Genomic DNA, 24,301 nt, shown 5'->3' with positions numbered 1-24,301 from the left:
TTTGAACTACATCGATCATTTTTCTATTGTAATCAATACTCCTTAAAAAAAGGTTAAGAGGTTGAAAAGATTCGTCCCTATGTTTCGTCAAAATCTACCAAGCCAAGCGTTGTCCATATGATATAATTAATACCTTCATAATTCAATTACGAAAGGAACCTGCATATGGTTACATACGGATGCCTAACCCTTTTGTTTCTCTTCGTTATCACGAAGTCCATTCTATATTACACGCGCAGAAACCATATTGTCGCTCCCCAAGCGCTCGACGCACAATTACTGCAGCTTATTAACGATGAAAAGAGAGAGCCATGAACAAGAAAATTAGAATTACACTGCGCCCTCCTGTAAAAACGAATTATGCCTATGAAAAGTTAAGATGCTGCAGAAATTGCCGCAGCTATACCGCGCTCGGGGAGGAAAACTGCACGATCTGCGGCAAGTCCGCGCTCCGCTCGATCGAGGAGCACGCGCGGCACGCGGCAAAACGCTCCCTGATCAATGATTTGCTGCTAGCCCTGCTGCTTACCCTGATCGCGATCCTGTTCAGCCAAACTTTTCAGATGATGACGATATCAGCCGTGTCGGGAATCGTCCTGATCGCCGTGCTTTATGCCGTACATCGCAAAGTGCTGGTCAACCGAGCAACCTTCGAGCTCAGCAAAATGTTTGTCCGTGACCGGGATCGCATCGCTGACGGTCTTGTGCGCAATCTCGAAATCGCTGCCGCGCAAGAGAACGAAGCCCGCTCCTATGAACTGATGCGGGAAATCGCCGTCATTATTCGCAATGACCATATTCGAAAGCTGCAAATCATCCTGCTGCAGTCCATCCTGCTGCGCAAAGATATGGAGCTGGAGCTGGAGCCGCTTCTGCTGGAAAATTTCGATCCCGAGCTGGCTTCCTACATCGGCGAGCTTGCCAAAATCAAGCGGGAGCTCATTAAAGACCGAGCCTTCCAATATGTTATAAGGTACGAGCAGCAAATTCTGGCGATGGAGAACGGGGATGACATCCTCGCCGGAGTAGCCGGGGCAGCGGTGAGAATGAAACGTTATGTGCTGGCCTATACCGGATTCATGGCCCGTTACGCCCGTAAGCTGCCCAAGGATCGTTTCCTTCGGCTGTATCGGATCGTGACGGAGAACCCGGATGCGAATTGGGGAGCCCTAAAGGCGGAGACAGCACGAATTTATGAGGAGAAATACCAATGGGATGCCGATTTTCAACAAATAAAGCCGAGGTCTACTATACATGACGTTTAAAAAATGGTTAACCCTGCATCATCTACTCATTTTACTATGTTTATTGATGATTCCGCTGCTTATTTACAAAGGAATAGGAATTTCTCAGAAGCTGAGCATGATCCAAGACGCAGAACGGTTGTATGAGGAGAAAAATCTGATCGACGCGGAGACCTTGTATCGAAAAGCACGAAACAACAATGCGATTCGATATAAGGAAGAGCTTATCGCCTCCCGATTGGATGAGCTGGCTCCAATTACCGCTATGAAGGAGAGCCTGTCCAGCATCGCTAGTCAGGCCTCCGAGGCTGCCCGAAAAAACGATTTTGAGCGTCTGATGGACGCCTATACCGACCTTCAGAAGGTTCGCAGCAGCTATATGACCCCTGAAGGGCCATACAGCGAATACTATAAGAAGGTGTCTGAGCAGTACAGTATTTCGCAAGGCTTCACGGAATATTTCAAAAAATTTCGTACGGCTCTGCTGGAGCAGCCGAAACAAAACTTGTCTGCCGGCAAATACGACGATGAGTCGTTTAAGTGGAAGCTGCTGCGCATTCCTGCCCATTTTTTCGGTACGGAGCAAGAATGGCTCGATGAGCTGAACGCGGCGTTCAAGGAATATGATGAAGCAAAGCTGGAGCGGATCACTGCAAACGGCTATATTGAGGCCATGCTGCAAAACGCTTCCTCCATGCTGTCCGTCTATGAAAAGCATCAGCATGATGCGCCTTGGATTAAAGCCAAGACGGAGGCTCTCATGGAGGCGGTGCTCAAAAAAGACTGGGACAACGAGGATTACGCGGCCTTCGCCCTGCATTCGCGCCAGTTCGAAACGTATGCCAGCACTGCGAGCACGCGTTCAAAAGTACTGGGCTACGCCAAAAACGGAATCAATAAGCTGCTCCGCTCTGCTAAAAAGAGCATAAGCAGCGGAAATTACCAGGAAGCCATCGACCTGTATACGGCAATCAGCAATTACCAGGATACGAAGGCAGAAATACGAGCGACCGAGCTGGCCTGGACGGCTGCCGAGCCTGTAAGGCTTCTTCCGGTGCCTAGCGACGGAGAAGGCTATAAGCATGCCGACGGCGGCGTGAAAAAATTCGGCTCCAGCATCTACGTCGCCGCGATCGATGCGAGCAGCCAGCTGTTTTTTGGCCGAATGAACAGCGAGGAAAGCGTGCAAATTTTATCGAATCGCGACTTGGCCACCCATGCGCAAATCCGCAGCCTGCGCATTGACCCGGTTTTAAGCACCTCGAGCACCCCCGTGGTGGTGGTCGAAGCGGAATCAGCTGCGCGAGAGACGCTCTATACCGCCTTCGAAGTGCTGGAGGATCGCATCCAGCTGATGTTTTCGATCGAAGCCGACGACTTAATCGTTCAGCATGACGACACGCTGCATGTCGTGAATCCGCTCGGTGAAGGCGAGGGCGAAACGGCCATATATGTCCGCTATGGCGATAACTTTGAATTTACTGGAATCAAGCAGAATTACGTAGATATTGCCGCCGACAATGTCAGCCAATATCTCGGCACCCTTGTACGCTTCACCTGCACCATCACTTCTCCAGGTACCGGAGAGGCGTTCGCTTTCGGCGAGAACAGCCATATCGTGCTCCAAGGCGACTTCACGTTCTACGAAGGGGAGGCTACGATCATCGGGCGCTTCACGCATTATGCCGAACAATACACGGTAGCTCCGCGAACCGGGGATGGCCAGGAACAATTCATAGGCTCGCCTGATGAAATTATCATGATTGACCAGCCTTCCACACAAACAGTACTCGTTCCCGTCGTCAAAGTTGAGTCCGTGAAGCAATAATTCGGCGATAGAGGCCAGGCAGGCATGTTCATGCTTTTAAAACGTCGGATTTAGATGGATTTAATGTGTCTATTTGTCCTTGTGGGGACATTTTTGCGAAATAACTGCATTACGTGTATTTAAAGCATTACTATTTGCCTTACCAGCCTGTTAGCCTTGTTTTAACTACTAGAAATCCAGCTAACTGTACATTCAGCCGCACGCTGTATCTTTTAAATACAACGAATACAGTTAATGTGTGTACACCGTTTATAGCCACATAAAATCCTCATCCTCCGATGATTTTATACTACCGAGATACGAAAAGGCTCTAAATCATTCTAAACGAATGATTAGAGCCTTTTTTAACTTTACACACCCTTTGTATGGCGACCATGCTCGCTAAAGAAGCATTCTCAGTTGCAGCCGCAGCTACTCCAGCTATTTCAGCTATTTCAGCTATTTCAGCTATTTCAGAGCCGCAAATTGAACGCGTCGATGGGTTTCCTCAGCCAGCTCTGCAATGTTATCTTCCAATCTCGTGGTCAATTCCTCGTTAATCTCGAAGCCGCCCTGATCCGTGCGAGCAATATAAGCGTCTACCGCGTATACCCCGCCTAGAATATGACGTGCGCCCAATGCCGATAAAACCGGCTTAAGCGAATAGTCGATGGACAGCAAATGCGCCAGGCTCCCGCCGATAAAGAGCGGAAGGATAATCTTCCCTGCCAGGCCCTTCTGCGGGACTAGATCCAGGAACGTCTTCAACACCCCGGTATAAGAGGCTTTGTATACCGGGCTGGCAATGATGACGGCATCCGCTTCAGCTACCAGTCCGTTCGCCTTCACGATGGCCTCGCTCTCAAACTTCGTATGGATCAGATCTTCCGGTGGAAGCTCGCCCACGTTAACATGATTCACCTCAAAGCCTTGCTTCTGCAGCAGCTGATCCGCCAGCTCAATCATCGCCGTCAAGCGGGAGCCGGGCGTAGGACTGCCATTAATAATCGTAACTTTTGGCATAATCTATATTCCCCTTTACTAGGTTCATTTTCAATCGCTGTATATTATCATAGCTAATTTTCTCGTATTGATCTAATTCTCATCATTTACGAATTCGAGTTGGACCTTTCTAATCCCGATCAATCCACTCTACTTTAAAAAAATGCTATCAATATTTGAAGTAAAAGTCAATCGTCGGCACGCTCATCTAGGCATATGCATACTCATACTTCAGAAGAATGATTATGACCTGGAGGTTTTAATTTTGAACTCGATGAACCCAATGAATTCGGTGAACCCAATGCATCCGATGGCGGCCCATATGAATGCCATGAGCAAGATGGATTTTATGAAGCCGATGAAGCACGATTATCCCTTAATGCCAGTACATCAGATGCAGCCTTACCCTGCAGAAGACGGGAATCCCGTCTATCCGTATTACGCCAAAGAAACGATATGCAAGGAGCAGCCTATCGCCTTCCCGCCTCAGCATCAGCCTTATCAGCCTGGACTGGAAAGTTTAATGCACCCTAGGCCGATCTCGGAAAATCCAAATCATCGCGGCAGCTGCAAGCTTAAAGGCAAGGTTGCCATTATTACAGGCGGAGACAGCGGCATTGGCCGGGCGACGGCCATCGCGTTTGCCAAAGAAGGGGCCGACGTCGTCATCCCCTATTTGTGGGAAACCTCAGACGCACTGGAGACAAAAGCCCGTGTGGAGGCGCTCGGACAATGCTGTCTTCCCTTAAAAATCGATCTCCGCTTTAAAAAGAACTGTGAGGCAGTTGTTCATGAAACCATCTCCGCTTTTGGCCGCCTCGACATTTTGGTCAACAATCATGGGGTACAGTACCCTCAGAACAGCATTGCCGATATTTCAGAGCAGCAGCTGTACCAAACCTTCCAAACGAATATATTCCCGTTCTTCTTTATGGTTCAGGCCGCACTGCCCCATTTGTGCCGGGGAAGCTCAATCATCAACACCGCCTCCATTACGGCTTATAAAGGACATAAGACATTGATTGACTATTCATCTACCAAGGGGGCTATCGTCTCATTCACCCGATCCCTGGCACTCTCCCTAGTCGATTGCGGCATTCGCGTCAACGCCGTTGCCCCGGGCTCGACCTGGACGCCTCTCATCCCCTCCAGCTTCAGCGCGGAGGAAGTGGCTGTTTTCGGTACCGATGCGCCGATGAAGCGGGCAGCACAGCCGTATGAGTTGGCTCCCGCTTATGTATATTTAGCGAGTGACGATTCCAGCTACGTTACCGGGGAAGTCGTGCATGTCAATGGCGGAGCCATGGTTACGACGTAAAGCCTTAGGTTTGAACTGTTGGCTGCACTGTTGGGTTATGAAGATGCAGAGCCAAGATGCATTGAGGCAGAGTTATTCCAACGAAAAAAAGGGCGTCTTGCAGCAATACGGTTGTAAATATACAGTTATTACTCGTCCGAATGCCTGCCTATAAGGCTTCGACAATATCTCCAGCCAGCAGTGAAGCGGATGTCCATCGCTTTGAGGCGGCGCGCTCTCCGGCAAGGCCATGCAGGTAAACGCCAAGCGCAGCGGCTTGGATTCCGCTCAGGCCTTGGGCAAGCAGTGAGGCGATGATGCCGGTGAGCACATCGCCGCTCCCGCCGGTCGCCATCCCGGGGTGACCGGTGGTGTTGACGAAGACGCGGCCGCCGGGATCCGCAACGACAGTGCGGGCTCCCTTAAGCACCAGCGTCACGCCGTGCTGCTCGGCGAACCGGCGCGCTAGGCCGAGGCGATCCCGCTGTGCCTCGGCCGTGCTCAGCCCGGCGAGCCGGGCCATTTCGCCGGGATGCGGCGTCAGCACCGTCGCCGCGTCCCGGCGCTGCCACGCTGCAAGGCCTCCGGCCGCAGCGAGGATGTTCAGGGCATCCGCGTCCACGACGAGTGGACGGGGGATGCCCTCCCACAGGGCGCGCAGGAAGCCCGCCTCGCCCGGGAAGCGGCCCAGCCCCGGGCCGACGGCGAGCACATCGCGCGCCTGCATGAGCCGCAGCACTTCGCCTGCGGCGGCCTCGCTCCACGCCCCGCTCCCGTCATCGGGAACCGGGGCGGTCATGAGCTCGGGCACGGTGCCTGACGTGTGCGGCAGCAGTGCGGCGGGCAGCGCCCACGTGGCCAGCCCGCAGCCGGCGCGGAGCGCGGCTTTGGCCGACAGCAGCGCCGCGCCGCTCATCGGCAGGCTGCCTGCGGCCAGCAGCACGTGCCCGTATGTGCCCTTATGACCGTCCGCCCTGCGGGGACGATCCACCTTAATGCCGAGCTCGCTCTGCAGCGAGGCCTCGGTCAATACCTGCCCTGCGCCGGGCACGTTCGGCGGCAGGGCAGGCGGAATGCCGATATAGCGCACCACGACCTCCCCAGCTGCCTCAGCTCCCGGATACTGCGTCAGCCCTGCCTTCAGGAAGGCAAGGCTGACCGTCTTCCGGGCGCAGATGCACGGGTCGTACAGGCCGCCCGTATCGGCGTCCAAGCCGCTCGGGATGTCTGCCGCGATTATCGGCAGACCGCTTCCATTCGCTTCGCGGATAAGGGAAGCGTACGCCCCTCGCGGGGCTCCCTTCGCGCCCGTGCCGAGCAGCGCGTCGACGATCCCGGTGAAGCCGGAGAAAGTACCGGCTTCACCGGGCGTGTACACCGACCGCGGCAGCCCCAGTGCTTCCGCGATCGCGCGCTGCGCCGCCGCATCCCCGCAAAGCGATTCCGGCGGCTCCGCGTAGAGCAGGTGCACGCTGACACCCGCGTCCACGAGATGACGGGCGCAGACCAGCCCGTCACCGCCGTTGTTGCCTTTTCCAATCAGGATCAGCCAACGCTCTTCCCGATACCTCTCCCTCGGGCCTGGCTCTGAACGGAAGACTTTCTCGTAAGCCTGCTCCGAGTCAGGAGCATCCCCAGTATGCTTGTACCCATTCCGGGATGAGGCACGGCAATAAGAGAGCACCTCTTCGGCAATAGCTCGGCCGGCATTTTCCATTAAGACAATCGCCGGAATGCCCAGTGTTTCTATCGTGTAATGATCTATTTCCCTCATCTGCTCTGAGGTTACTATTTGCATGAACGGCTCCCCCCATCTATGACAAACAAATCTGGATACTGCATGCGCCGCGAGTACAAAGCTTACTCTCTTTAAACAGCCTACAACACTTCCAAGCTGCAATACTTTAAGCAAGCTGTTCGTACAACCTGTAGTACTCCGAAAGGCTCCACAAACGATCTATGGCACTTCTGGCCTGTAATGCTGCAGCAGCGCTGTACCATTTGCAATATTTTTGGCCAGCGGAGTAATCTACAACTAATACGCAACCGTGAATCTTGTGCCAGGAAACTGCGGATCTTCCGCCTCGTCCAGCAGAGCTACGGCATAATCCTCGATCGAGATGCGGCTTTGGTCTCTTTCATCCGTAACCAGCCGATTCGTGCCTATCCGAAAATGTCCCGTACGCTTGCCCGGCTCAATGATCGCTGCGGGGCTCATGACCGTCCACAGCAAATCAGATGCGCTATAAACTTGATATGCTTCATTATGCGCTCTCGCCAAGGGGCGAATCTCCTCGGGGAATTCCGGGGTATCCATCAGCAAGACGCCGGGTTCAACCTCCAGCCCCCCAGCTCCGCCGACTACGATCAATCGGCGAACACCTCCGCGCTTTACGCCTTCCACTAAAGAGCGTGCCGCTTCCGGCAGCTCATCCTCCTGTCCAAATTGAGGGCCATAGGCGCTAATGACGAGATCCTTCCCTTCTACCGCCCGTGCAATCGATTCGGGCATCAAAATATCTCCCGTCAGCAGATGAAGCCCTTCTTGGCCTGCCTGGCCTTCCAGCTTTGATATATTGCGAACGACTGCAGTTACTTCATGCCCGCGGCGAAGCGCCTCCGTCAAAATAGCCTTGCCAATCGTACCCGTGCTTCCAAAAATTACGATTTTCATCCCGAACGCCCTCTCTCTTCTGAATTTGATTGTGCTTTTATTATAATTATCACAAATGGCATGGGATCAAACGTCACCGGTATAAAACGATAGCAGCCGCTTGCCAAATATACCCAGTTCTATTTATATAACAAAGCCATTGCCGTACACTAACTGGAATTCATGTATCTAATAATACTCTAAACGAATGTTTCAGGGGATTAGATGGATTTTATGTACCTAAAATCAAGAATTCAGCCCAGGATTGCCCCTTTCCCTGTCTTCTAACTACATGTAATCCATTTAAATCTACTATTCCTTCTTTGCCGTAGAAACTAACTACTATAAATCCATTTATACAAGTTGAACGATTGAAATGGATGTGGGACAAGTCCGTAAAATGTTACTACTCTCGCTGTTGTTCCCAAAATTCCTAAGTTGTATAGGTTCATAAGTGTTAGGAATCCGGTCACAAAGGCGCTACAGGCTTGTGTTTCCGAAGCAGCTTTCTTTCAAAAAAACGGGGTGTCCAGCAGTCAGTTTTCACTGATTTTCTGGACAACCCCTTCAGTTTCTTCGGAATTATTTACTCCCTTGTCTGCAACTCACTCTTAAGTTCATCTTATACTGGTTCTGGTGCCACTTTAGGTTCTGGTTCTCGCACGGTCTAGTGCCACTCCAGGTTCTGGTTCTGGTTATAGTTCTACTTCTGATTCCGGTTATGCTTCTGCTTCTGCTTCTATCTCTACTTCTGGTTCTGGTTATGGTTATGCTTCTGCTTCTACCTCTACTTCTGATTCCGGTCATGCTTCTACTTCTATCTCTACATGTGGTCGACAGACCGCCGTCATGCAGCGAAACACCGCGCGCTGGGAGTTGCGCGCGGTGCGAAAAACTTCTGATTCCGGTTATGGTTCTACTTCTATCTCTATTTCTGGTTCTGGTTATGCTTCTGCTTTATCTAAAGTTCTAACTAACGTCCAGGCTATCGTTAAAGCTAACTTAGGCTCCGACCTTGCCAAGCGCAAAGCTGATGCCCAGGATGATGAGCACGAATATCGAAATGAGCACGAATCGGTAATCCTTCTCATGAATGAATGCGAACATAGAGACGAATACCCGAAATACCGGGGTCAAGATAAGCAGGATTAAGCCAACTTCAATAATTGCTACGGATTTCAATTGAATCAGACCCTGGAAAATATCCGGCAGGCTCGTCGGGAAGGTGTCGCCAGGGTAACCGCTGTCCCCTGTAACAAGAAACAGAACCAGACCGGTAACAATAACAAGGCCGGCTAGGACAATGCCGATCCGCAGCATTTTGCTGATAGCGATTTCTACCTCGGCTGCACGATCCTGACGGCTTGCTTGCTGCTGCTGCTCCGCCATAGGTCAACCCCTCCATCCTTGGTATATCATTTGGAAGGCAACATAGATCATGATGGGAATGAACAGCTTGCGGATGGTTTTGCTTTTTAGCCGCTGCATAATTCTTGCTCCGACCGTCGCCCCGATCAATACGCCGAGAGCTACCGGCGCCGAAATGACGGGCACAATATCGCCGCGCAGGAAATAGATTCCCGCACTGGCCGCAGCGGTCACGCCCATCATGAAGTTGCTCGTTGCCGTCGACACTTTGAGCGGCATCTTCATAAAGACGTCCATCGCCATGACCTTAAAGCTGCCGCTGCCGATCCCCAGCAGCCCGGACACTACACCGGCTCCATACATTACACCGAAGCCTTCGTATACGCGATCTACGTTATAAGTGATATTTTTACCGAGCGCTTTATCATAATATTCTCCGCTAAGCCCCAGCTTTTCCGCTACGGGATGCTGCGGAACGTTAACGGGTATTTCCTCCTTGCCCTTCTTAACCATTGCATAGGCAGAATAAAGCAGCAGCAGGGCAAAAATGTAGTATAGGAAATTCGGCGCGACTAACGCCGCGAGGAAAGCCCCCGTAATTGCCCCGACCGTCGTGGCAATTTCCAGGAACATGCCTACCCTCACATTCGTGATTCGATCCCTTATGTAAGCTACGGCCGAACCGCTGGAGGTCGCAATAACCGAAATCAGACTGGCTCCGATCGCATGATTAATATCTACCCCGAATAATAGAGTTAATGCCGGAGTAACGACGATCCCTCCGCCAAGGCCGAGAATAGAACCTACAATTCCCGCCAGAATAGCAATCAAAAAAATTTCAATGACAGTGGCAGTCAAATAGACATCTCCTTTGTGATCATTTCAGAGGTCATGAAGCAAACGCTGGGCTATTTAGTGATCCTTAAATACATTCCGAGAGAATCCGGTGCCGTATACCGAAAGCCATATTTCAAATACAACTTGTCTGCAGGCTGGTCGGCGATCAGGCTTACATAAGCATCCACAGGCGTCTCCTCCTTCAAGTAATTTATCAGCTCATCCATAATGAGCTTTCCAAGCCCTTGCCCCTGATAATCAGGACGCACGGCGATATCCACAATTTGCAGGAAACAGCCGCCGTCGCCTATCACTCTCCCCATACCGATGAGTTCATCCCCAGCGTATAACGACACCGCAAAAAGAGAGTTGCCCAGGCCGATCTTTATCCCCTGCTCGCTTCTCGGGCTTAGCCCGGCTTGCTTTCTCAGGGCGGCGTAATTTTCAGCATCCGGAACCTCTCTGACTATACGAACTTGTTGCTCCTTCATGCTATTTCTCCTTTCTGTTCCGCTGCTTCGGCACTACGTAAAGATCTTCGTCTTCCTTCCACTCGGCATAGGCCACACCCTGCAGCCGTTCATATCCATTCTTCTGCAGCAATTGTTTAAGCCAAGCTTCGTCTTTACCGATCAATTGAAGACTGGTTTGGTCGATTACTCCATTCTCAACCAAGCAATAGGATAAATGCGCCTCCTCATTAAAGGTATCCAGGCCCAGATCCTTACGCTTTACCGCTTCCTCCGAAGGCTTCTTCATCACGCTAAGCGTCCCGTTAGGTTCAAATATAGCATAAGCCACCTCGCTTATGAAGAAGACTTCGTGCTGTCTAAGCAGCATGCGCAGCTGGTCAAAGTCCAGTCCATTTTGCCGCATATGCTTCAAATCCACCTCACCGTTGCTGATTCCCGTCCAGAAAGCCGCGAACCTGTTTAATCTTTTGTGACACCTTTTCGAAAATGAAGGATAATGCTCCCCATAAAAATAGAGCAAGTATCAATTCGGAATAATCGATGTCTTCCGAATAGACCGTCTCTCCTACAAGATCGCTTAGCATGACGGAGGAAACGAAATCAAACGGCGTAAGCTGAGAGATTTCTTTTTTCCCCAGCAGACGGGTCAGCACCCATAACCCAATAAAACCGATTAAGATTTTAAGAGCCATTTTTCCGATGTCCACAAAAATCCCCCCTGAATATGATAGTGCTTACTATATACCCGCTTTAGGGAGAGCTTGACATGCAAAATACAGGCACGCCGCTTTTTTCCAATTCTGCCGCTTGAAAAACGTACCTAACGTATGCAATAGTGGAATGAGGAATATCGAAAGGGTGGTTCGGGTGTCACTTTCGGATTGGTTAGCGTGGCCTCAACTATATACTCCTACAGCCGTCATTTTAGCGTTTGCGCTTATACTGTTCGTTTGGCAATATGGCGCCTCAAAGCGAAGAACGACATATAGGATTAACGTTCGGCTTGACCGTCTCCACCGCAGCCTGGAGCTGTATACCGCAGCCACAGGAGCACTTCTTCGGGAAATCGGCAGCCAGCATGAGCCGTCATCTGCCGAGCATCCCTCGTTGATCGATCAATTGCTGGCTTGTAAAGCTGCGCCTTACGCCACAGAGGATTTGCTGGCGCAAATTACGGCTTATACCTTGGACGAAGGAGATAAGACGCGCCTCACACTGCTGCTAAGAACGCTTGAGCGGGAGACCGAACGATTGATCGAGGAGCGGAGCGTGCTGTTAAGCCGCACGGAGAAGCCCGGATGGGGCTGGTCTTTATGGCAGCAGTTCCATCATGCGCTGCCGTTTATATTTACGACCAGTATTTTTATGCTTGTTCTCTGGCTCCTAGGCTCGCTGAGTCAACTCAGCTATATGGAGAACGAACGATGGAGCGCGTCATACGAGCGGTGGGCCGCGTTGTATATTTGGTCTCGCTTCCTCTCCTGCCTATTCTCACTGCTTATTCTGTATCCATTTCTCAGAGGCTGGCGCAGGGAGTCGTCCAGCTCTTTGCTGCAGCGCTGGCTGGCTGTCACGATTGCCTTGACTGCTCTGCTTCATATGATAGGCTTGCCATGGGCACCGTATATACTTACGCTGCAGCTGCTGCTCTTTCTGGCAGGATTTCGCTTCAACCATAGCAAACCGCGTAAATCTCGACCCTTTGTCGGCCACTATTTCGAGGAGGACGAGCTTTCTACACTGGAGGCTCAACTGACTGATATAGATGACATTGAAACGGAATCCAATATGAAATCGAAAGACTCTACTTCACCTTAAGCCTACGGATTTATGACATAAATAACCCCGATATCTGTGTTCTCTCGCAGGTCTACCGACCTCGAAGCCACCTGATTCGGGGTTGCTCTTTTTCATATCGATAATGATCTATCTCGTTCCTGATTGACGCAAGGGTCTGGCCGCATTCCGCTGGTTTCCGGAGGACTTGGCAGCATTGGAAGCTCCCATTTCGTATCGCTTCCGCTCTGTACGCTCCACTTGGACGATTTGCCCTTCATGGACGACAATGTTGAGCGACCCGAATTCCATCTCGTTTAACAATCCCGCAATCCGATCTAACCATACACCGTCAACCTTTAATGGTTTTGCCATACTTACTGCCTCCCTCTCCTCGGCAATTCAGCCTATCCATATTTGTCCATGAAACACTAATGCTGACTTTTGCGTGTAAACCAGCTTTTAAATACCAGGGTAACGAGCGCTAATAACAGCAATAAAGAGGCTACTGCAAATGATGCGGAGAACTGGTATTCGTTATACAATATTTCAACGTGCAGGGGAAGCGTATTGGTCTCTCCCCGGATATGTCCGGAGACAACGGACACCGCGCCGAATTCCCCCATCGCTCTTGCATTACATAATATAATGCCGTACAACAATCCCCATTTAATGTTTGGCAGCGTTACTTTCCAGAAAATTTTAAAGCCGCGTGCTCCAAGCATGACCGCCGCCTCTTCCTCCTGCTGGCCCTGATCCTCCATTAACGGAATGAGCTCGCGGGCAACGAATGGAAAGGTAACGAATAAGGTCGCTAGAATGATCCCCGGCAGTGCGAAAATGATCTTCAAATCATGCTCCTGCAGCCACGGGCCGAACCAGCCATTTGCGCCGTAAACAAGAACATAGATCAATCCGCCGATCACGGGAGATACGGCAAACGGCAAATCGATAAGCGTGATAAGCAGCTGCTTTCCGCGGAATTTGAATTTCGTCACGGCCCAAGCTGCGGCAACGCCAAAAATCGTATTCAACGGTACGGTAATAACGGCTACTAGAAGCGTTAGCTTCAAAGCCGACAAAGCATCCGGGTCGCGGATCGCCTCGATATATACTCCCCAGCCCTTCTTCAGAGCTTCGCTTAGTACGACAACCAGCGGTAAAACGATGAGCCACAGCAGCACCAGCACTGCCGCCCCGATCAGAATCCATTTAATAGCGCTAGACTCATTCAATTTGCGCTGTCTGACCGTGGATGGCTTCTTTGTAGATAGCGGAACAGAGCCTGCCATTTCCTGATACCTCCCTGAATTCTGGATGCTAGATTCTCGCGTTCTAGTTCTCCATGCGATTGCTTGCTTCTTCACCCGGCGCGTGTTCGCCGCCAGCGGCTTCCTGCTGTCGGCACCAATGCATTAAGCGCAATTACCTCGCTGTCTTGCGTACTCTCCGCTGCAAAGAGTTAATGAGCAGCAGCAGCACAAAAGAAATGATCAGCAGCATCAAGGCCACAGCCGTAGCGCCGGCGTAATCGAACTGCTCCAGCTTCGACATGATGAGCAGAGGGGCGATCTCCGTCTTCATCGGCATATTGCCGGAAATGAAAACGACGGAGCCGTACTCGCCAATCCCGCGGGCGAATGCCAGGGCGAACCCCGTCAGTAGGGGCGGCAGCAGCTCTGGCAGAACGACGGAACGAAACGTCCGGAAGCGGCTTGCGCCCAGCGTTGCTGCCGCCTCCTCCACCTCGGCATCCAGATCCTGAAGCACTGGCTGAACCGTTCTGACGACGAACGGGATCCCGATGAACATCAGAGCCAGCGTGATGCCGATCGGCGTGAAGGCGATTTTTATCCCCAACGGTTCGAACAAAGAGCCGATCCAGCCGTTCGCCGAATAGATCGCCGTCAGCGACACCCCCGCTACCGCAGTGGGCAGGGCAAAGGGAAGATCGATCATCGCATCGAAAATGCTCTTGCCAGGAAAATCATATCGAACGAGTACCCACGCGATCAGCAGACCGAGCACGGTATCAATCAGTCCCGCCGCTGCCGCGGTCAGGAAGCTGACCTTATAGGAAGCAAGTACGCGTGAATCTGTCGCAACATCCCAGAACTTCTCCCAGGTTAGACCCGTAGAGTTCAGCAGCAGCGCAGATAACGGAATCAATACAACCAAGCTAATATATAGTACGCTGTAACCCATCGTGATCCCGAAGCCGGGAAGCACTCCGCGCTTTGAAGTGCCACTGTGCATGAATGTTCATCCTTTCCATCTGTGCATCCCTATCTGTTTGAGCAGGAATGCCCCTCCGTTAGTCCGGTCGGTTATTTAGGCGCATAAATTTGCGTGAATATGCCGCCGTCGCTAAAATGCTTCTCTTGGGCTGCGGCCCATCCGCCAAATTCTTCGTCAATCGTAAACAGTTTAATTTCCGGAAAAGCATCTTTAAATTTGCTCTTTACACTGTCCAGTGTAGGGCGATAATAATTTTCGGCCGCAATCGTCTGGCCTTCCTCCGAGTACAAATACTCTAAATATGCCTCGGCCACCTCGCGCGTGCCTTTTTTATCGGTATTTTTATCTACAACAGCTACAGGCGGCTCGGCCAAAATACTCTCCGACGGGTAGATAATATCGAATTTATCCGGGCCAAGCTCTTCCACTGACAGCCAAGCCTCATTCTCCCAAGCGAGCAGCACATCACCGAGTCCGCGTTCCACGAATGTCGTCGTTGCTCCGCGGGCACCGCTGTCCAGTACCGGAACATGCTCATACAGTTCTTTCACGAACTCCTGCGCTTTTGCCTCGTCATTGTTGTTCTGGTGCAGCGCATAACCCCATGCCGCAAGATAATTCCAGCGTGCTCCGCCCGACGTTTGCGGGTTCGGCGTAATGACCTCGATTCCATCCTTGATCAAATCATCCCAATCCTTGATCCCTTTCGGATTTCCTTTGCGAACAAGGAACACGATCGTCGAGGTGTATGGCGAGCTGTTATGGTCATACTTCTGCTGCCAGCCTTCATGGATCAATCCCGCTTGCTGAATCGCATCGATATCATAACCGAGAGCCAGCGTAACGACATCCGCATCAAGTCCGTCGATGACAGCCCGGCCCTGTTTGCCCGAACCGCCATGAGACTGCTTAATAGATACCTTCTGCCCGTTCTCCTGCTCCCAATGGGCGGCGAAGGCCTTGTTAAATTCGGTATACAATTCACGGGTCGGATCGTAGGATACGTTCAGCAGGGTTACTTCTTTTGCTTTCCCCCCTTGTGCACTGACATCGGAAGCGCTGCTCTTGCTGGAATTTCCGCAGGCCGCTGCAACCAAAGACACAGCCAATGCGAGACTAACGACGAACCCTTGCTTCAATCCCATTTTCATTACCATTCACTCTCCCCATACTCTCTTTAAAATCTCTGTAATTTCCTCTGAATTCTCGTACATGATACTGCCTGACGCCTCAGTACCTGATTCACCGGCTCAGGCCATCTGTTTGGCAAAATAGAAAGAGGAACGCCCCTATCCCTACGGTCAGACCGAACTGCTACCGTGTCTGCCAAGGCAAGTAGAGCGTTCCTCCGTCCGTACGGTGAGAACATTATTTTATTATTCCTACCTGTTTAGTATGCTATGATTGTATTCTATATGCGCTGGGTTTTCTTGTCAAACACTTTTATTGGAAATACATTAAAAATCTATAAGATGATCTTATATTCCCATCTAAGAGCAAGTTGTTGACTACGGCAAAAAGACGAGGCTGCCGGCCTCGTCTTAGGGTTGCTGCAATAATTTATAAACTGTAGTTAACGCCGCACAGGCGCAATGCAGGACGGCTCCTTCACTTCTAGCTTGCTGTCGGCAGGCGTGAGGCTTCCAGTACTCGGATCTCTGCGAAGAACGGTAATATTATTGCTGAACTGGTTCGCCACAAGCACGTAGTTGTCAATGACCGCAAAATTACGCGGCCACTTCCCACCGACGCTTGTCCACTCCGGATCGCTCAGCCCTCCGGTCGCCGCGTCCAGCTTGAAGCGGACAATGCTGTCATGGCCCCGGTTCGATGCGTATAAATATTTTCCATCGGGTGAAAAGTGTAAATCTGCTGCATAGCTCTCCTCAGAAAATTCCTCCGGCAAAGTGCTGACATGCTGCAATATTTCCAGAATGCCGTGCGTCGGATTGTAGGCAAACACGGTAATCGTATTGTTAAGTTCATTAATGCCGTATGCGATCGTGTCGGATGGATGAATGATAAAATGTCTTGGGCCTGCTCCAGGCGGTAGCGCCACCTCGCGGTGTGTAACCAGCTTGCCCTCTTCTAATCTGTAGACGATGATCTGGTCGAGACCTAGATCCGATGCGAAGGCGTATTTGCCATCCTTGGACGGGTAAATATGATGCGCATGGGCCGATCCCTGACGGTCTTGGCGAAAGCCGCTCCCGACATGCTGAACGGCGGCGGCCATACCGGCTAAGCTGCCCTGCTCATCCAGCTCAAAGCTGTTGACATGCCCGCTGGAATAATTGGCGACAAGCAGGTGTCCGGAAGGGGACATCGATACATGACACGGACTCGCTCCATCTGTGCTTTCCGTGCGAAGCAGCGTCAGCTGGCCGTCATTCGGCTGAATGCCATATGCAGCTACCTTGCCCTCCTCGCATTCCATGGCCGCAAACAATCGCAGCATTCTCGAACCATCTGCAGCGTCCCCCTCACTATTCGGCAGCGCATGGCGGCTTCCAGCCGCAATGTCGGTTACGATAAGAAAAGACGGATTTTCTATCCCTGATGTACTATGAATATGGCGAAGCTTTCCGCTGCCGGTATTTAAGGCGCAAAGGTGAATTCCCGGCTCCTTATCGGACGAATAACCCCCAACGTAGAAATACTGCTCATCTTGATCAAAGATGCTCATAGCATTTTTTCCTCCCCTATCGATTGGTTACAATACCTTTATTATCCTGAACTTATATCCAAAACGCAATTCGGCCGCTAATTTACAATCGCGGTTCAGCCTGCAGCTCCTGAAGCAGATCCTTCACCCGAGACACTTTGATCTCGTCAAAGTAATGCTCCAGCCGATCTTCTCCTCCAGCAAAAACCCGATCCATTACCTCATGCATGTTCGAGGACACCTGACAGGCCGACTCCTGACTGCCTGAGCACCAACCCGGCTGAAGCGAGCCTCTCGCGAACAGGCGATACAAATCCCCAAGGGTGATTGCATTCAAATCGGCGCTAAGCAGATATCCGCCGCCCACTCCCTCCTTCGTAGCCACATACCCTTGTTTTCTCAACAGGCTCAGCACCTTACGGACACGGGCAGGGTGTGTTGCCACACTCGTAGCGATTTTCTCGCTATTGGCAATGCAATTTGCATTCATATGAAGAAAAAGAAGGCAATGCAGGGCAACCGTAAACTCGCTGTTCATATGTCTTTCCCCTTTCCGTCATGTGTGGAAACATTAACGCGTAAATCATTTCATGAAGCCATACACTCATTTTTATTTTCTGTATATGATTTATGTTATAATGGTCTCGCCGACACCTGGCACGGGTAACGTGTATAACAATTACTAAACATGTTCAAGAAAGGGACATTTCATGAATATACTCATTCCTTCTTATCTGCAGGTTTTTGTTACTGTGGGAGCCATCGTTATGGCGGTGCTCGCATTGTTTATCCGGTTGAAGGCCAGCCGCAGGCCCGTGACGATTAAGAAGATCGTTATCCCGCCGCTTGGGATGACTACGGGCTTTGGGATGTTTATCGTCCCCGAAACGCATATCCCGATTCTTTGGGGGGTCATTGCCTTTGCTGTTGGTTCGCTGCTGTTCTCTTACCCGTTAAATCGCAGCACCCAATTTGAAATCATCGACGGCGAGGTATATGCCAAACGAACTCGGGGCTTCGCCTACATCCTGATCGGTTTGCTTGCGCTAAGGCTCGTCCTCCATGAAGTCGTCGAGCAATATATTTCGCTTTTCCAGACGGGTTCTGTATTTTTCCTGCTGGCCTACGGAATGATCTTAAGCTGGCGATTGTATATGCTGAGAGAATATCGCCGTATTACGGGACAGGTTTCACCGAACTAGCTTCGTTAGGCTGAAGGCTTCTGCCAGAACACGGCTTCCTACCAACATATTAAATTTTATATAGGGATGCAATCTTTTTCCACTAAATTTTAGTTTCGCCTTCTTAAACGACAACAGGTTATCCGGATGATGCCGACCATCGCCCGGATAACCTGTTTTTTTCGCATCTATGCTATTCCATAATATCCCCCATTATGCCCTCGCCTGCCCCTCGTTGGGACGAAGCACAGCCGAACCGATGATCAGCAGCACGAAGGCCATGAGCACAAGGATGAGCAAGGGAACGCCGACTCCTGTGAGGCTGCTTCCGGAGGATAGCAGCTCGACCGCTTCGATGGCCCATTTCTGCGGGACAAAGTTAGCCGCCCTCTGCATATATTCCGGCATGAAGGAGATCGGCCAGAAGCAGCCGCCAATCATGCAAGTCGGGGTGATGATCAGGCTGTTGAGCATGCCTGCATTTTGCGGATTGCGGATCAGCCCGGCTGCTGCACTCGCGATTCCCATCGCTACAAGCATGAATGCGGCTAAAACGATAAAATGCTGCAGCAGCGGGATTCCGGCATCATAACGCAGCACCCAGCGGCTGAGCAGAAGCACGACCGCAATTTGGATGACGCCGACAAAGAAACTGCCAAGAAAATTGCCTGCGGCAATCTCCCACGCCCTGACCGGAGCGCTGAATACGCGAGCCATCGTACGCTTACTGCGGTCTTCAACGATCTGCGTAACCGAGCTGCTGATTAAGCTCATGAGGAACATCAGCGTAAAGCCGGTGACCGTGCTCAGCCCCTCCTTCGGATAGAGGTGCAGATCCTGCTTGAAGGCGGTTACCCGGTGTTTTCTCGTCTCGTCGAACACATCGGCCAATACTGTCTGCGCTTGATCGTTCTCTCCCGCAAAGGATTTGACAGCCCATGAGGAAGACGCCATGCCCCGGACGAGTCCATCTAGGTTGATCCTGAGCGTAAAGGTTGCTTCACTCGTCATTAATTCATAAACTTGAAATTTAGGAATATTGCCGGAGCGAACTCCCTCTGTAAAGCCGGCAGGGATAACAAAGCCTACCGCCCCTTTTTTCGCCAGAAGCGCTTCTTTCATGCTCGCCTCTTCAGCATACGACTTCAAGGCATAGTTTGGCTTATTAGCCAGCTCTTCCAACAGAAAGGCGCTCGCGATCCCCTGATCTTTATCCACATATGCAATTTGGGCGAGTATCATTTCTTCCTTTCCCAGCAGGGCAATAACTAAAGAAATGACCACGCAAGGCAGCAATATGTAGCCTAGCAGCCCTTTTTTTGTACCGATTGTTCGCCTTATGACATTCCAAGCTATCGTCAAGCTACTCATGATAACCCACCTTCCGATAAACAAAGATCCCGGCCACCAGCAATAAACCGCAGTATAAACTCAGCATTGAAATGTACTGCATCACTTGCGCAGGATCTGCCCCAAGCATTAATCGCAGCGTACCCTGAAGCGCCCAGTGATTCACCGTAAATTCGCCAAGCCGCTGAACAAGCTCAATCGGCAGCGGTTGAAAGCCTCCGCTCAAAAAGGTCATAATCACAATAACCGTTACAACGACGGAACGGGCAACTGCTGATGATTTGGATAGCAAGGTAATAATCACGGACAGCATCATCGAGGACATAACGACGAGTACGCAAATCAGGATCAGCAGCCATAGATGATTGCCCCAATCCACGCCATAGAGCTGCGATGTACCGCCGATGATGACAGCAGCCTGTAAAAAAGCGACCAAGCCGTTTCCAGCGATTTTTCCAGTGAATATTTCCAGTGTGCTCACAGGCATCGCGTTTAAGCGGTACAGTGTTTTATTGCGCTTCTCCTCAGACAGACTGATGCTCGCTGAAAGACCGGAATACAGGAGGAACATAATGAGCATGGAGGCCGCGTAATATTGAAAGGAGGAATAGGTCTTGCCTTGTTCGCTCAACGATGCCGTCTCTACATAGGTGGAATCTGCATCATTCATCCCTCCCATCGCCTCTAGGACGCCGTTGGGCCCCAAAGCGATACTCACTGCCTGTATCTGGTTCGCTTCATCCAAATAAGCTTGGAAAACCATTTCGGCAACAAGATTCTTCACGCTGTCACTCCCTGGAATCAGTTCCCACTTCACTTCCTCTCTTGCCGTTACCCGCTGCTCGAAATCAGGCGGAATGACCACGGCAAAATCTGCTTCCCGCCGGGTTAACGCTTGGATGGCTTTTTCCCGGCTCGTTATGTTCTCAACCTGCAATCTTTGTTTAATTTCAGGACTGTCCAGAAACTCCTTAAACCCAAAACCCGTTCCAGACCTCCCCGCCGCATCTCCCTCTGCCTCTGCCTGTACCTCAACGACCACGACCCGAGCCGGGTCTATTGCCGCTTCCGTACTATCCGTAAAATTGCCCGAAAGCGCGCTGCCAAGAATGAAAATCAACACCATCGGCAATAAAAATAAATTCAGCAAAACGGCGCGCGTCCGCGTTAGAATTCGCAGCTCGAACCAGGCGATTGTCCATAGCTTCACTGTATGTCCCCTCCCAGTCCTAATCCCGCAGCGTGCGCCCGGTCAAATTCAGAAACAGCGTTTCTAGCGTCGGCTGTTCGCATACAACGGAATGAATGACAGCATCATGCTTCGCACAGATGTACAAAATATCCTGGAGCTCATTTTGCGAAGACCGTGTAAACAGCTCAAACCCGTTTTCGTTTTGCACCATGCGTATGATCCGCGGATGCTGCTTTAGCTCTGCCAGAACCGCTTCGACGACGCCGGAGGCCTTCATGATGATTTTCTCCTCCCCGGCTACCCGATCCCGCAGCTCTTGCTCTGTCCCGCAGGCGATAACACGGCCTTGATCCACGATGGCCACCCTATCGCAGAGGGCGGCAACCTCCTCCATATAATGACTCGTATAAATCACCGTAGAGCCCATACGATTCAATTGCCGCACCGATTCCAAAATATGATTTCGCGACTGAGGGTCGATCCCTACGGTCGGCTCATCCATAATAATCAGCTTCGGACGGTGCACAATCGAGCAGGCGATATTCAAGCGCCGTTTCATTCCTCCGGAGAACGTTTGCGGCAGTTGCTTCGCCCGCTCCTCCAAGCCGACAAACCGCAATGCCTCTTGAACGCGTTCCTTCAGCTGCCCTCCCCGCAAACCGTACAGTCTGCCAAAGAACGCAACGTTATCCGCAGCGGGCATGTTCTCGTAAAGAGCAAGATCCTGCGGAACCAGCCCGATTCTTCTCTTCACTTCTAACGGCTGTTCCTTGACGTCGATTCCATCGACAGAAATTTTTCCCTGATCCATAGGCAGCAGCCCGACAATCATATTAATCGTCGTGCTCTTTCCTGCTCCATTCGGACCGAGCAGCCCGAAAATTTCGCCAGCTTCTATTTTCATATTCAAGTGATCCACGGATAATTTGTCGCCATATCGTTTCACTGCATTTGTCACTTCTACAGAAGCCATCCTTCGTTCGCCCCCCACATTTCCTGCCTAAGTATCTATTATTGTAGCAGGCCGCTCTTTACCCGTAAGGTATCGATAGTCACCAATAAGAAATGACGAAAGTCACCACTTTCAACATCCTGATAGCAATAGCCAATATGCTATAATAGGGTATCTTAAATCGAGGCAAAGGGTTGAGATCGATGGCGAGGCCTATGCTTCATCCCTTCATGTACGGAATGATTTTGATCCCGGGATTTTTTCAAATTTTTTTTCTGCAGAATCCTCCCTATGAACGATATGTCATTCATGTTTTGGCCTTGTTCACCTTGGCTGCTTTGGGCCGTTTTCTAAAGGCGAACGTTCACTTGACGATATGGTGTCTTCTGCTAATAGCCTCTTCAGCCTGGCTCTGTTATACCTATGGCGGTCTGATCAGCCTGGCCGCTTTGTCGCCTGTGTTCATCTACTCGTCCTTGCTTGGCAGATTCGTGCGCATCAGTCTGTTTGCGCTTCATCTTGGGGCACTTTACTTCACCATGCTGTCCCAGCCGCCAAGCTGGAGAATCGGCCTGATTCTGTTCCTGCTGTTTCTGGCTGCTATCCTTGCCTATCTCCAGCATTTTATGGCCAAAAATGACGCCATCCAGCAAATGTACGATGAGCTGCGGAGACGGCACTATGAGCTCGATGAAACGAATCGTCGATTGATGCTGTTTAGCAAGCAGGTGGAAGGAGCAGCTCAAGCCGAGGAGCGAACAAGGATATCCCGCGAGCTCCATGATGATCTGGGACATCGCCTCATCCGGGCGAAAATGATGATGGAAGCTGTGCTGCATGTGATTCCGACCGATCCCGATAAAGGAATGACCCTGCTTCGGCAAATTCGGGATCAGTTGTCAACCGGGCTGGATGAGCTGCGTGCCACCGTACGCCGTTTGAAGCCTCCCTCCGAGGAAGCTGGTATTCAGGCGCTGGGTATAATGCTCGAGGAAATCGGCAGAGAGAACGGTATTCGCACCGCCCTGACCGTCGAGGGCCAGCCGTATTCTTTATATCCGAGCCAGGAAATCATTCTTTATAAAAATGCACGCGAATCCCTGACCAACGCGCTGAAGCACGGTCAACCCGGTGCGGTTGAAATCAGGCTTGTTTATAGCAAGGACGAAGTCTGTATGGTGGTAAGCAATGATGGGGCATTGCCTCCGCTTCATTGGGATAGCGGCAATACGACCGGCTTAGGAATAACGGGAATGAGGGAACGATGCCAGATCGCTGGGGGAAGGCTGGAGGTTAGTCTGGAGCCTTGCTTTACGGTAACGACTCGGCTTCCTGTCGCACACCAAGGAGAAGTCTTATAACCATGCAGGAGTGAATGTGATAATCATGGAGAAATCGATGGCGAACACGGACTTATCTGTATTTATCGTAGACGACGATCCTTTCATTCGAGAGAGCTTGTCTCTGCTCATTGGAATGGATCCGCATATTGAGGTCATAGGTACGGCGTGCAATGGATTGGAGGCTGTACACAAGCTGCAGGACAGGGAGGCTGGCCTGCCGGACGTTATGCTCATGGATATCCGCATGCCGGAGTGCGATGGAGTGGAAGGAACGAAACGGATCAAGGCGCTTTTCCCGCAGATCTCCGTGCTGATCCTGACTACATTCGATGATGATGAATTCATTATTGAGGCATTGCAGAGCGGAGCCAGCGGTTATCTGCTCAAGAACATCCCGCCCGATCGAATTATCCAAGGGATCAAAACAGTACATAGCGGCAGCATGCTCATTCATCCCGATATCGCCCGCAAGCTGACCGGAATGCTCCGGCCCCCAGACAGGGGCGAGAATTCGACTTCAGCCCCGCTATCTGCGGGTGCTGCTCCCTATGCTGCTAATGACGGCTCGTCTATTCCCTCTGCCGATGACAGGCCGCAGGCAAACTTACTTCAGAGCAAGCTAAAGGAAGCTGGACTGACAACGGCGGAGCAGAACGTCGTAGCCTTGATTGCAGAAGGAATGTCCAATAGAGAGATTGCCCAAAAGCTCTTCCTTAGCGAGGGCACCGTAAAAAATTACATTACCGATATTCTCGCCAAGCTCCAAGTCCGCGACCGAACGCAAATCGCTATTTTATATTGGAAAAACTTATAGTCGCAAGGGCAATCCGGTTTTCACGTATCATTCACCTATCGGCCGGAGCAATCCGTCGAAGCTTTAGTACAAAAAAGCAGCTGTAGCTCCAACGGAGTACAGCTGCTTC

At 51.2% G+C, this 24,301-nt stretch carries 24 protein-coding genes; 7 read left to right on the top strand and 17 right to left on the bottom strand.

Features of this window, described 5'->3' with window-relative positions; genetic code table 11:
• Window positions 1–311 precede the first annotated feature (311 nt).
• A complete protein-coding gene (locus ACE3MQ_RS14900; RefSeq protein ID WP_379393913.1) occupies window positions 312–1,265 on the top strand; it encodes a hypothetical protein in 954 nt (317 codons plus the stop codon).
• The gene (locus ACE3MQ_RS14895; RefSeq protein WP_379393911.1) at window positions 1,255–3,072 is read left to right on the top strand and encodes a hypothetical protein; all 1,818 of its coding nucleotides are present in this window, start codon (window positions 1,255–1,257) and stop codon (window positions 3,070–3,072) included. The genes ACE3MQ_RS14900 and ACE3MQ_RS14895 overlap by 11 nt, the downstream gene beginning before the upstream one ends.
• A gap of 447 nt (window positions 3,073–3,519) precedes the next feature.
• Here the strand turns inward: ACE3MQ_RS14895 and ssuE are convergent, their stop codons facing one another.
• Window positions 3,520–4,074, bottom strand: a complete 555-nt coding sequence (ssuE, locus tag ACE3MQ_RS14890; protein WP_379393909.1) for an NADPH-dependent FMN reductase — start codon at window positions 4,072–4,074, stop codon at window positions 3,520–3,522.
• 373 nt (window positions 4,075–4,447) lie between these two features.
• Here ssuE and ACE3MQ_RS14885 point away from each other — a divergent pair, with 373 nt between their 5' ends.
• Window positions 4,448–5,371, top strand: coding sequence for an SDR family oxidoreductase (locus ACE3MQ_RS14885; protein ID WP_379394090.1), 924 nt, complete (start codon window positions 4,448–4,450; stop codon window positions 5,369–5,371).
• A 148-nt stretch (window positions 5,372–5,519) separates the two neighbouring features.
• On the opposite strand, the gene ACE3MQ_RS14880 is transcribed toward ACE3MQ_RS14885, so the two are convergent.
• From ACE3MQ_RS14880 to ACE3MQ_RS14850, 7 genes are all read right to left on the bottom strand, one after another.
• Window positions 5,520–7,148, bottom strand: coding sequence for an NAD(P)H-hydrate dehydratase (locus ACE3MQ_RS14880; RefSeq protein WP_379393907.1), 1,629 nt, complete (start codon window positions 7,146–7,148; stop codon window positions 5,520–5,522).
• A gap of 237 nt (window positions 7,149–7,385) precedes the next feature.
• Window positions 7,386–8,024, bottom strand: coding sequence for an NAD(P)-dependent oxidoreductase (locus ACE3MQ_RS14875; protein ID WP_379393905.1), 639 nt, complete (start codon window positions 8,022–8,024; stop codon window positions 7,386–7,388).
• Window positions 8,025–9,005: 981 nt separating this feature from the next.
• Window positions 9,006–9,392: a DUF1634 domain-containing protein gene (locus ACE3MQ_RS14870; protein WP_379393903.1), complete on the bottom strand. Its 387-nt coding sequence runs from the start codon at window positions 9,390–9,392 to the stop codon at window positions 9,006–9,008.
• Between the two features lie 3 nt (window positions 9,393–9,395).
• A complete protein-coding gene (locus tag ACE3MQ_RS14865; protein WP_379393901.1) occupies window positions 9,396–10,229 on the bottom strand; it encodes a sulfite exporter TauE/SafE family protein in 834 nt (277 codons plus the stop codon).
• Between the two features lie 50 nt (window positions 10,230–10,279).
• Window positions 10,280–10,699: a GNAT family N-acetyltransferase gene (locus ACE3MQ_RS14860; RefSeq protein ID WP_379393899.1), complete on the bottom strand. Its 420-nt coding sequence runs from the start codon at window positions 10,697–10,699 to the stop codon at window positions 10,280–10,282.
• Window position 10,700: 1 nt separating this feature from the next.
• Window positions 10,701–11,084, bottom strand: coding sequence for a DUF421 domain-containing protein (locus tag ACE3MQ_RS14855; protein WP_379393897.1), 384 nt, complete (start codon window positions 11,082–11,084; stop codon window positions 10,701–10,703).
• A 16-nt stretch (window positions 11,085–11,100) separates the two neighbouring features.
• Complete coding sequence (locus ACE3MQ_RS14850) at window positions 11,101–11,388, bottom strand: DUF421 domain-containing protein (RefSeq protein WP_379393895.1); 288 nt, start codon at window positions 11,386–11,388, stop codon at window positions 11,101–11,103.
• Window positions 11,389–11,548: 160 nt separating this feature from the next.
• On the opposite strand from ACE3MQ_RS14850, the gene ACE3MQ_RS14845 reads away from it, so the two are divergent.
• Entirely contained in the window at window positions 11,549–12,499 is a 951-nt protein-coding gene (locus ACE3MQ_RS14845; RefSeq protein ID WP_379393893.1) for a hypothetical protein, read from the top strand.
• Window positions 12,500–12,607: 108 nt separating this feature from the next.
• On the opposite strand, the gene ACE3MQ_RS14840 is transcribed toward ACE3MQ_RS14845, so the two are convergent.
• The 6 genes from ACE3MQ_RS14840 to ACE3MQ_RS14815 form a co-directional block, all read right to left on the bottom strand.
• Window positions 12,608–12,832, bottom strand: coding sequence for a YezD family protein (locus ACE3MQ_RS14840; RefSeq protein ID WP_379393891.1), 225 nt, complete (start codon window positions 12,830–12,832; stop codon window positions 12,608–12,610).
• Window positions 12,833–12,888: 56 nt separating this feature from the next.
• The gene (gene cysW, locus ACE3MQ_RS14835) at window positions 12,889–13,749 is read right to left on the bottom strand and encodes a sulfate ABC transporter permease subunit CysW (RefSeq protein ID WP_379393889.1); all 861 of its coding nucleotides are present in this window, start codon (window positions 13,747–13,749) and stop codon (window positions 12,889–12,891) included.
• Window positions 13,750–13,882: 133 nt separating this feature from the next.
• On the bottom strand, window positions 13,883–14,713 hold the full coding sequence (gene cysT / locus ACE3MQ_RS14830; RefSeq protein WP_379393887.1) for a sulfate ABC transporter permease subunit CysT: 831 nt from the start codon (window positions 14,711–14,713) through the stop codon (window positions 13,883–13,885).
• 71 nt (window positions 14,714–14,784) lie between these two features.
• Window positions 14,785–15,846, bottom strand: coding sequence for a sulfate ABC transporter substrate-binding protein (locus ACE3MQ_RS14825; RefSeq protein ID WP_379393885.1), 1,062 nt, complete (start codon window positions 15,844–15,846; stop codon window positions 14,785–14,787).
• Window positions 15,847–16,268: 422 nt separating this feature from the next.
• A complete protein-coding gene (locus tag ACE3MQ_RS14820) occupies window positions 16,269–17,381 on the bottom strand; it encodes a lactonase family protein (RefSeq protein ID WP_379393883.1) in 1,113 nt (370 codons plus the stop codon).
• 82 nt (window positions 17,382–17,463) lie between these two features.
• Window positions 17,464–17,898 carry an Rrf2 family transcriptional regulator gene (locus ACE3MQ_RS14815; protein WP_379393881.1) on the bottom strand — a complete coding sequence of 145 codons (435 nt, stop codon included), beginning with the start codon at window positions 17,896–17,898 and terminating at the stop codon, window positions 17,464–17,466.
• A 172-nt stretch (window positions 17,899–18,070) separates the two neighbouring features.
• Between ACE3MQ_RS14815 and ACE3MQ_RS14810 the strand changes: the two genes are divergently transcribed.
• Window positions 18,071–18,562, top strand: coding sequence for a CcdC family protein (locus tag ACE3MQ_RS14810; protein WP_379393879.1), 492 nt, complete (start codon window positions 18,071–18,073; stop codon window positions 18,560–18,562).
• A gap of 192 nt (window positions 18,563–18,754) precedes the next feature.
• On the opposite strand, the gene ACE3MQ_RS14805 is transcribed toward ACE3MQ_RS14810, so the two are convergent.
• The 3 genes from ACE3MQ_RS14805 to ACE3MQ_RS14795 are packed head-to-tail and all read right to left on the bottom strand — an operon-like array spanning window position 18,755 to window position 22,056.
• On the bottom strand, window positions 18,755–19,912 hold the full coding sequence (locus ACE3MQ_RS14805) for an ABC transporter permease (protein ID WP_379393877.1): 1,158 nt from the start codon (window positions 19,910–19,912) through the stop codon (window positions 18,755–18,757).
• Window positions 19,905–21,101: an ABC transporter permease gene (locus ACE3MQ_RS14800; RefSeq protein WP_379393875.1), complete on the bottom strand. Its 1,197-nt coding sequence runs from the start codon at window positions 21,099–21,101 to the stop codon at window positions 19,905–19,907. Before ACE3MQ_RS14800 ends, ACE3MQ_RS14805 begins: the two co-directional genes overlap by 8 nt.
• Window positions 21,102–21,120: 19 nt before the next feature.
• Window positions 21,121–22,056: an ABC transporter ATP-binding protein gene (locus ACE3MQ_RS14795; protein WP_379393873.1), complete on the bottom strand. Its 936-nt coding sequence runs from the start codon at window positions 22,054–22,056 to the stop codon at window positions 21,121–21,123.
• A gap of 182 nt (window positions 22,057–22,238) precedes the next feature.
• On the opposite strand from ACE3MQ_RS14795, the gene ACE3MQ_RS14790 reads away from it, so the two are divergent.
• Both ACE3MQ_RS14790 and ACE3MQ_RS14785 read left to right on the top strand, forming a co-directional pair.
• On the top strand, window positions 22,239–23,396 hold the full coding sequence (locus ACE3MQ_RS14790; RefSeq protein ID WP_379393871.1) for a sensor histidine kinase: 1,158 nt from the start codon (window positions 22,239–22,241) through the stop codon (window positions 23,394–23,396).
• A gap of 25 nt (window positions 23,397–23,421) precedes the next feature.
• Window positions 23,422–24,192: a response regulator gene (locus tag ACE3MQ_RS14785; protein WP_379393869.1), complete on the top strand. Its 771-nt coding sequence runs from the start codon at window positions 23,422–23,424 to the stop codon at window positions 24,190–24,192.
• Window positions 24,193–24,301 lie beyond the last annotated feature (109 nt).

Origin of the sequence: Paenibacillus lentus (assembly GCF_042714055.1) — a bacterium.
Taxonomy (GTDB): Bacteria; Bacillota; Bacilli; order Paenibacillales; family Paenibacillaceae; genus Fontibacillus; species Fontibacillus lentus_A.
The sequence above is the reverse complement of the archived record's forward strand: the minus strand, read 5'-3'. Positions and strand labels throughout refer to the sequence as shown.

Coding starts and splice junctions, on each gene's coding strand:
- ACE3MQ_RS14900 (WP_379393913.1), top strand. CDS start 312: ATGAACAAGAAAATTAGAATTACACTGCGCCCTCCTGTAAAAACGAAT.
- ACE3MQ_RS14895 (WP_379393911.1), top strand. CDS start 1,255: ATGACGTTTAAAAAATGGTTAACCCTGCATCATCTACTCATTTTACTA.
- ssuE (WP_379393909.1), bottom strand. CDS start 4,074: ATGCCAAAAGTTACGATTATTAATGGCAGTCCTACGCCCGGCTCCCGC.
- ACE3MQ_RS14885 (WP_379394090.1), top strand. CDS start 4,448: ATGCAGCCTTACCCTGCAGAAGACGGGAATCCCGTCTATCCGTATTAC.
- ACE3MQ_RS14880 (WP_379393907.1), bottom strand. CDS start 7,148: ATGCAAATAGTAACCTCAGAGCAGATGAGGGAAATAGATCATTACACG.
- ACE3MQ_RS14875 (WP_379393905.1), bottom strand. CDS start 8,024: ATGAAAATCGTAATTTTTGGAAGCACGGGTACGATTGGCAAGGCTATT.
- ACE3MQ_RS14870 (WP_379393903.1), bottom strand. CDS start 9,392: ATGGCGGAGCAGCAGCAGCAAGCAAGCCGTCAGGATCGTGCAGCCGAG.
- ACE3MQ_RS14860 (WP_379393899.1), bottom strand. CDS start 10,699: ATGAAGGAGCAACAAGTTCGTATAGTCAGAGAGGTTCCGGATGCTGAA.
- ACE3MQ_RS14855 (WP_379393897.1), bottom strand. CDS start 11,084: ATGCGGCAAAATGGACTGGACTTTGACCAGCTGCGCATGCTGCTTAGA.
- ACE3MQ_RS14840 (WP_379393891.1), bottom strand. CDS start 12,832: ATGGCAAAACCATTAAAGGTTGACGGTGTATGGTTAGATCGGATTGCG.
- cysW (WP_379393889.1), bottom strand. CDS start 13,749: ATGGCAGGCTCTGTTCCGCTATCTACAAAGAAGCCATCCACGGTCAGA.
- cysT (WP_379393887.1), bottom strand. CDS start 14,713: ATGCACAGTGGCACTTCAAAGCGCGGAGTGCTTCCCGGCTTCGGGATC.
- ACE3MQ_RS14825 (WP_379393885.1), bottom strand. CDS start 15,846: ATGAAAATGGGATTGAAGCAAGGGTTCGTCGTTAGTCTCGCATTGGCT.
- ACE3MQ_RS14820 (WP_379393883.1), bottom strand. CDS start 17,381: ATGAGCATCTTTGATCAAGATGAGCAGTATTTCTACGTTGGGGGTTAT.
- ACE3MQ_RS14815 (WP_379393881.1), bottom strand. CDS start 17,898: ATGAACAGCGAGTTTACGGTTGCCCTGCATTGCCTTCTTTTTCTTCAT.
- ACE3MQ_RS14810 (WP_379393879.1), top strand. CDS start 18,071: ATGAATATACTCATTCCTTCTTATCTGCAGGTTTTTGTTACTGTGGGA.
- ACE3MQ_RS14805 (WP_379393877.1), bottom strand. CDS start 19,912: ATGAGTAGCTTGACGATAGCTTGGAATGTCATAAGGCGAACAATCGGT.
- ACE3MQ_RS14795 (WP_379393873.1), bottom strand. CDS start 22,056: ATGGCTTCTGTAGAAGTGACAAATGCAGTGAAACGATATGGCGACAAA.
- ACE3MQ_RS14790 (WP_379393871.1), top strand. CDS start 22,239: ATGGCGAGGCCTATGCTTCATCCCTTCATGTACGGAATGATTTTGATC.
- ACE3MQ_RS14785 (WP_379393869.1), top strand. CDS start 23,422: ATGGAGAAATCGATGGCGAACACGGACTTATCTGTATTTATCGTAGAC.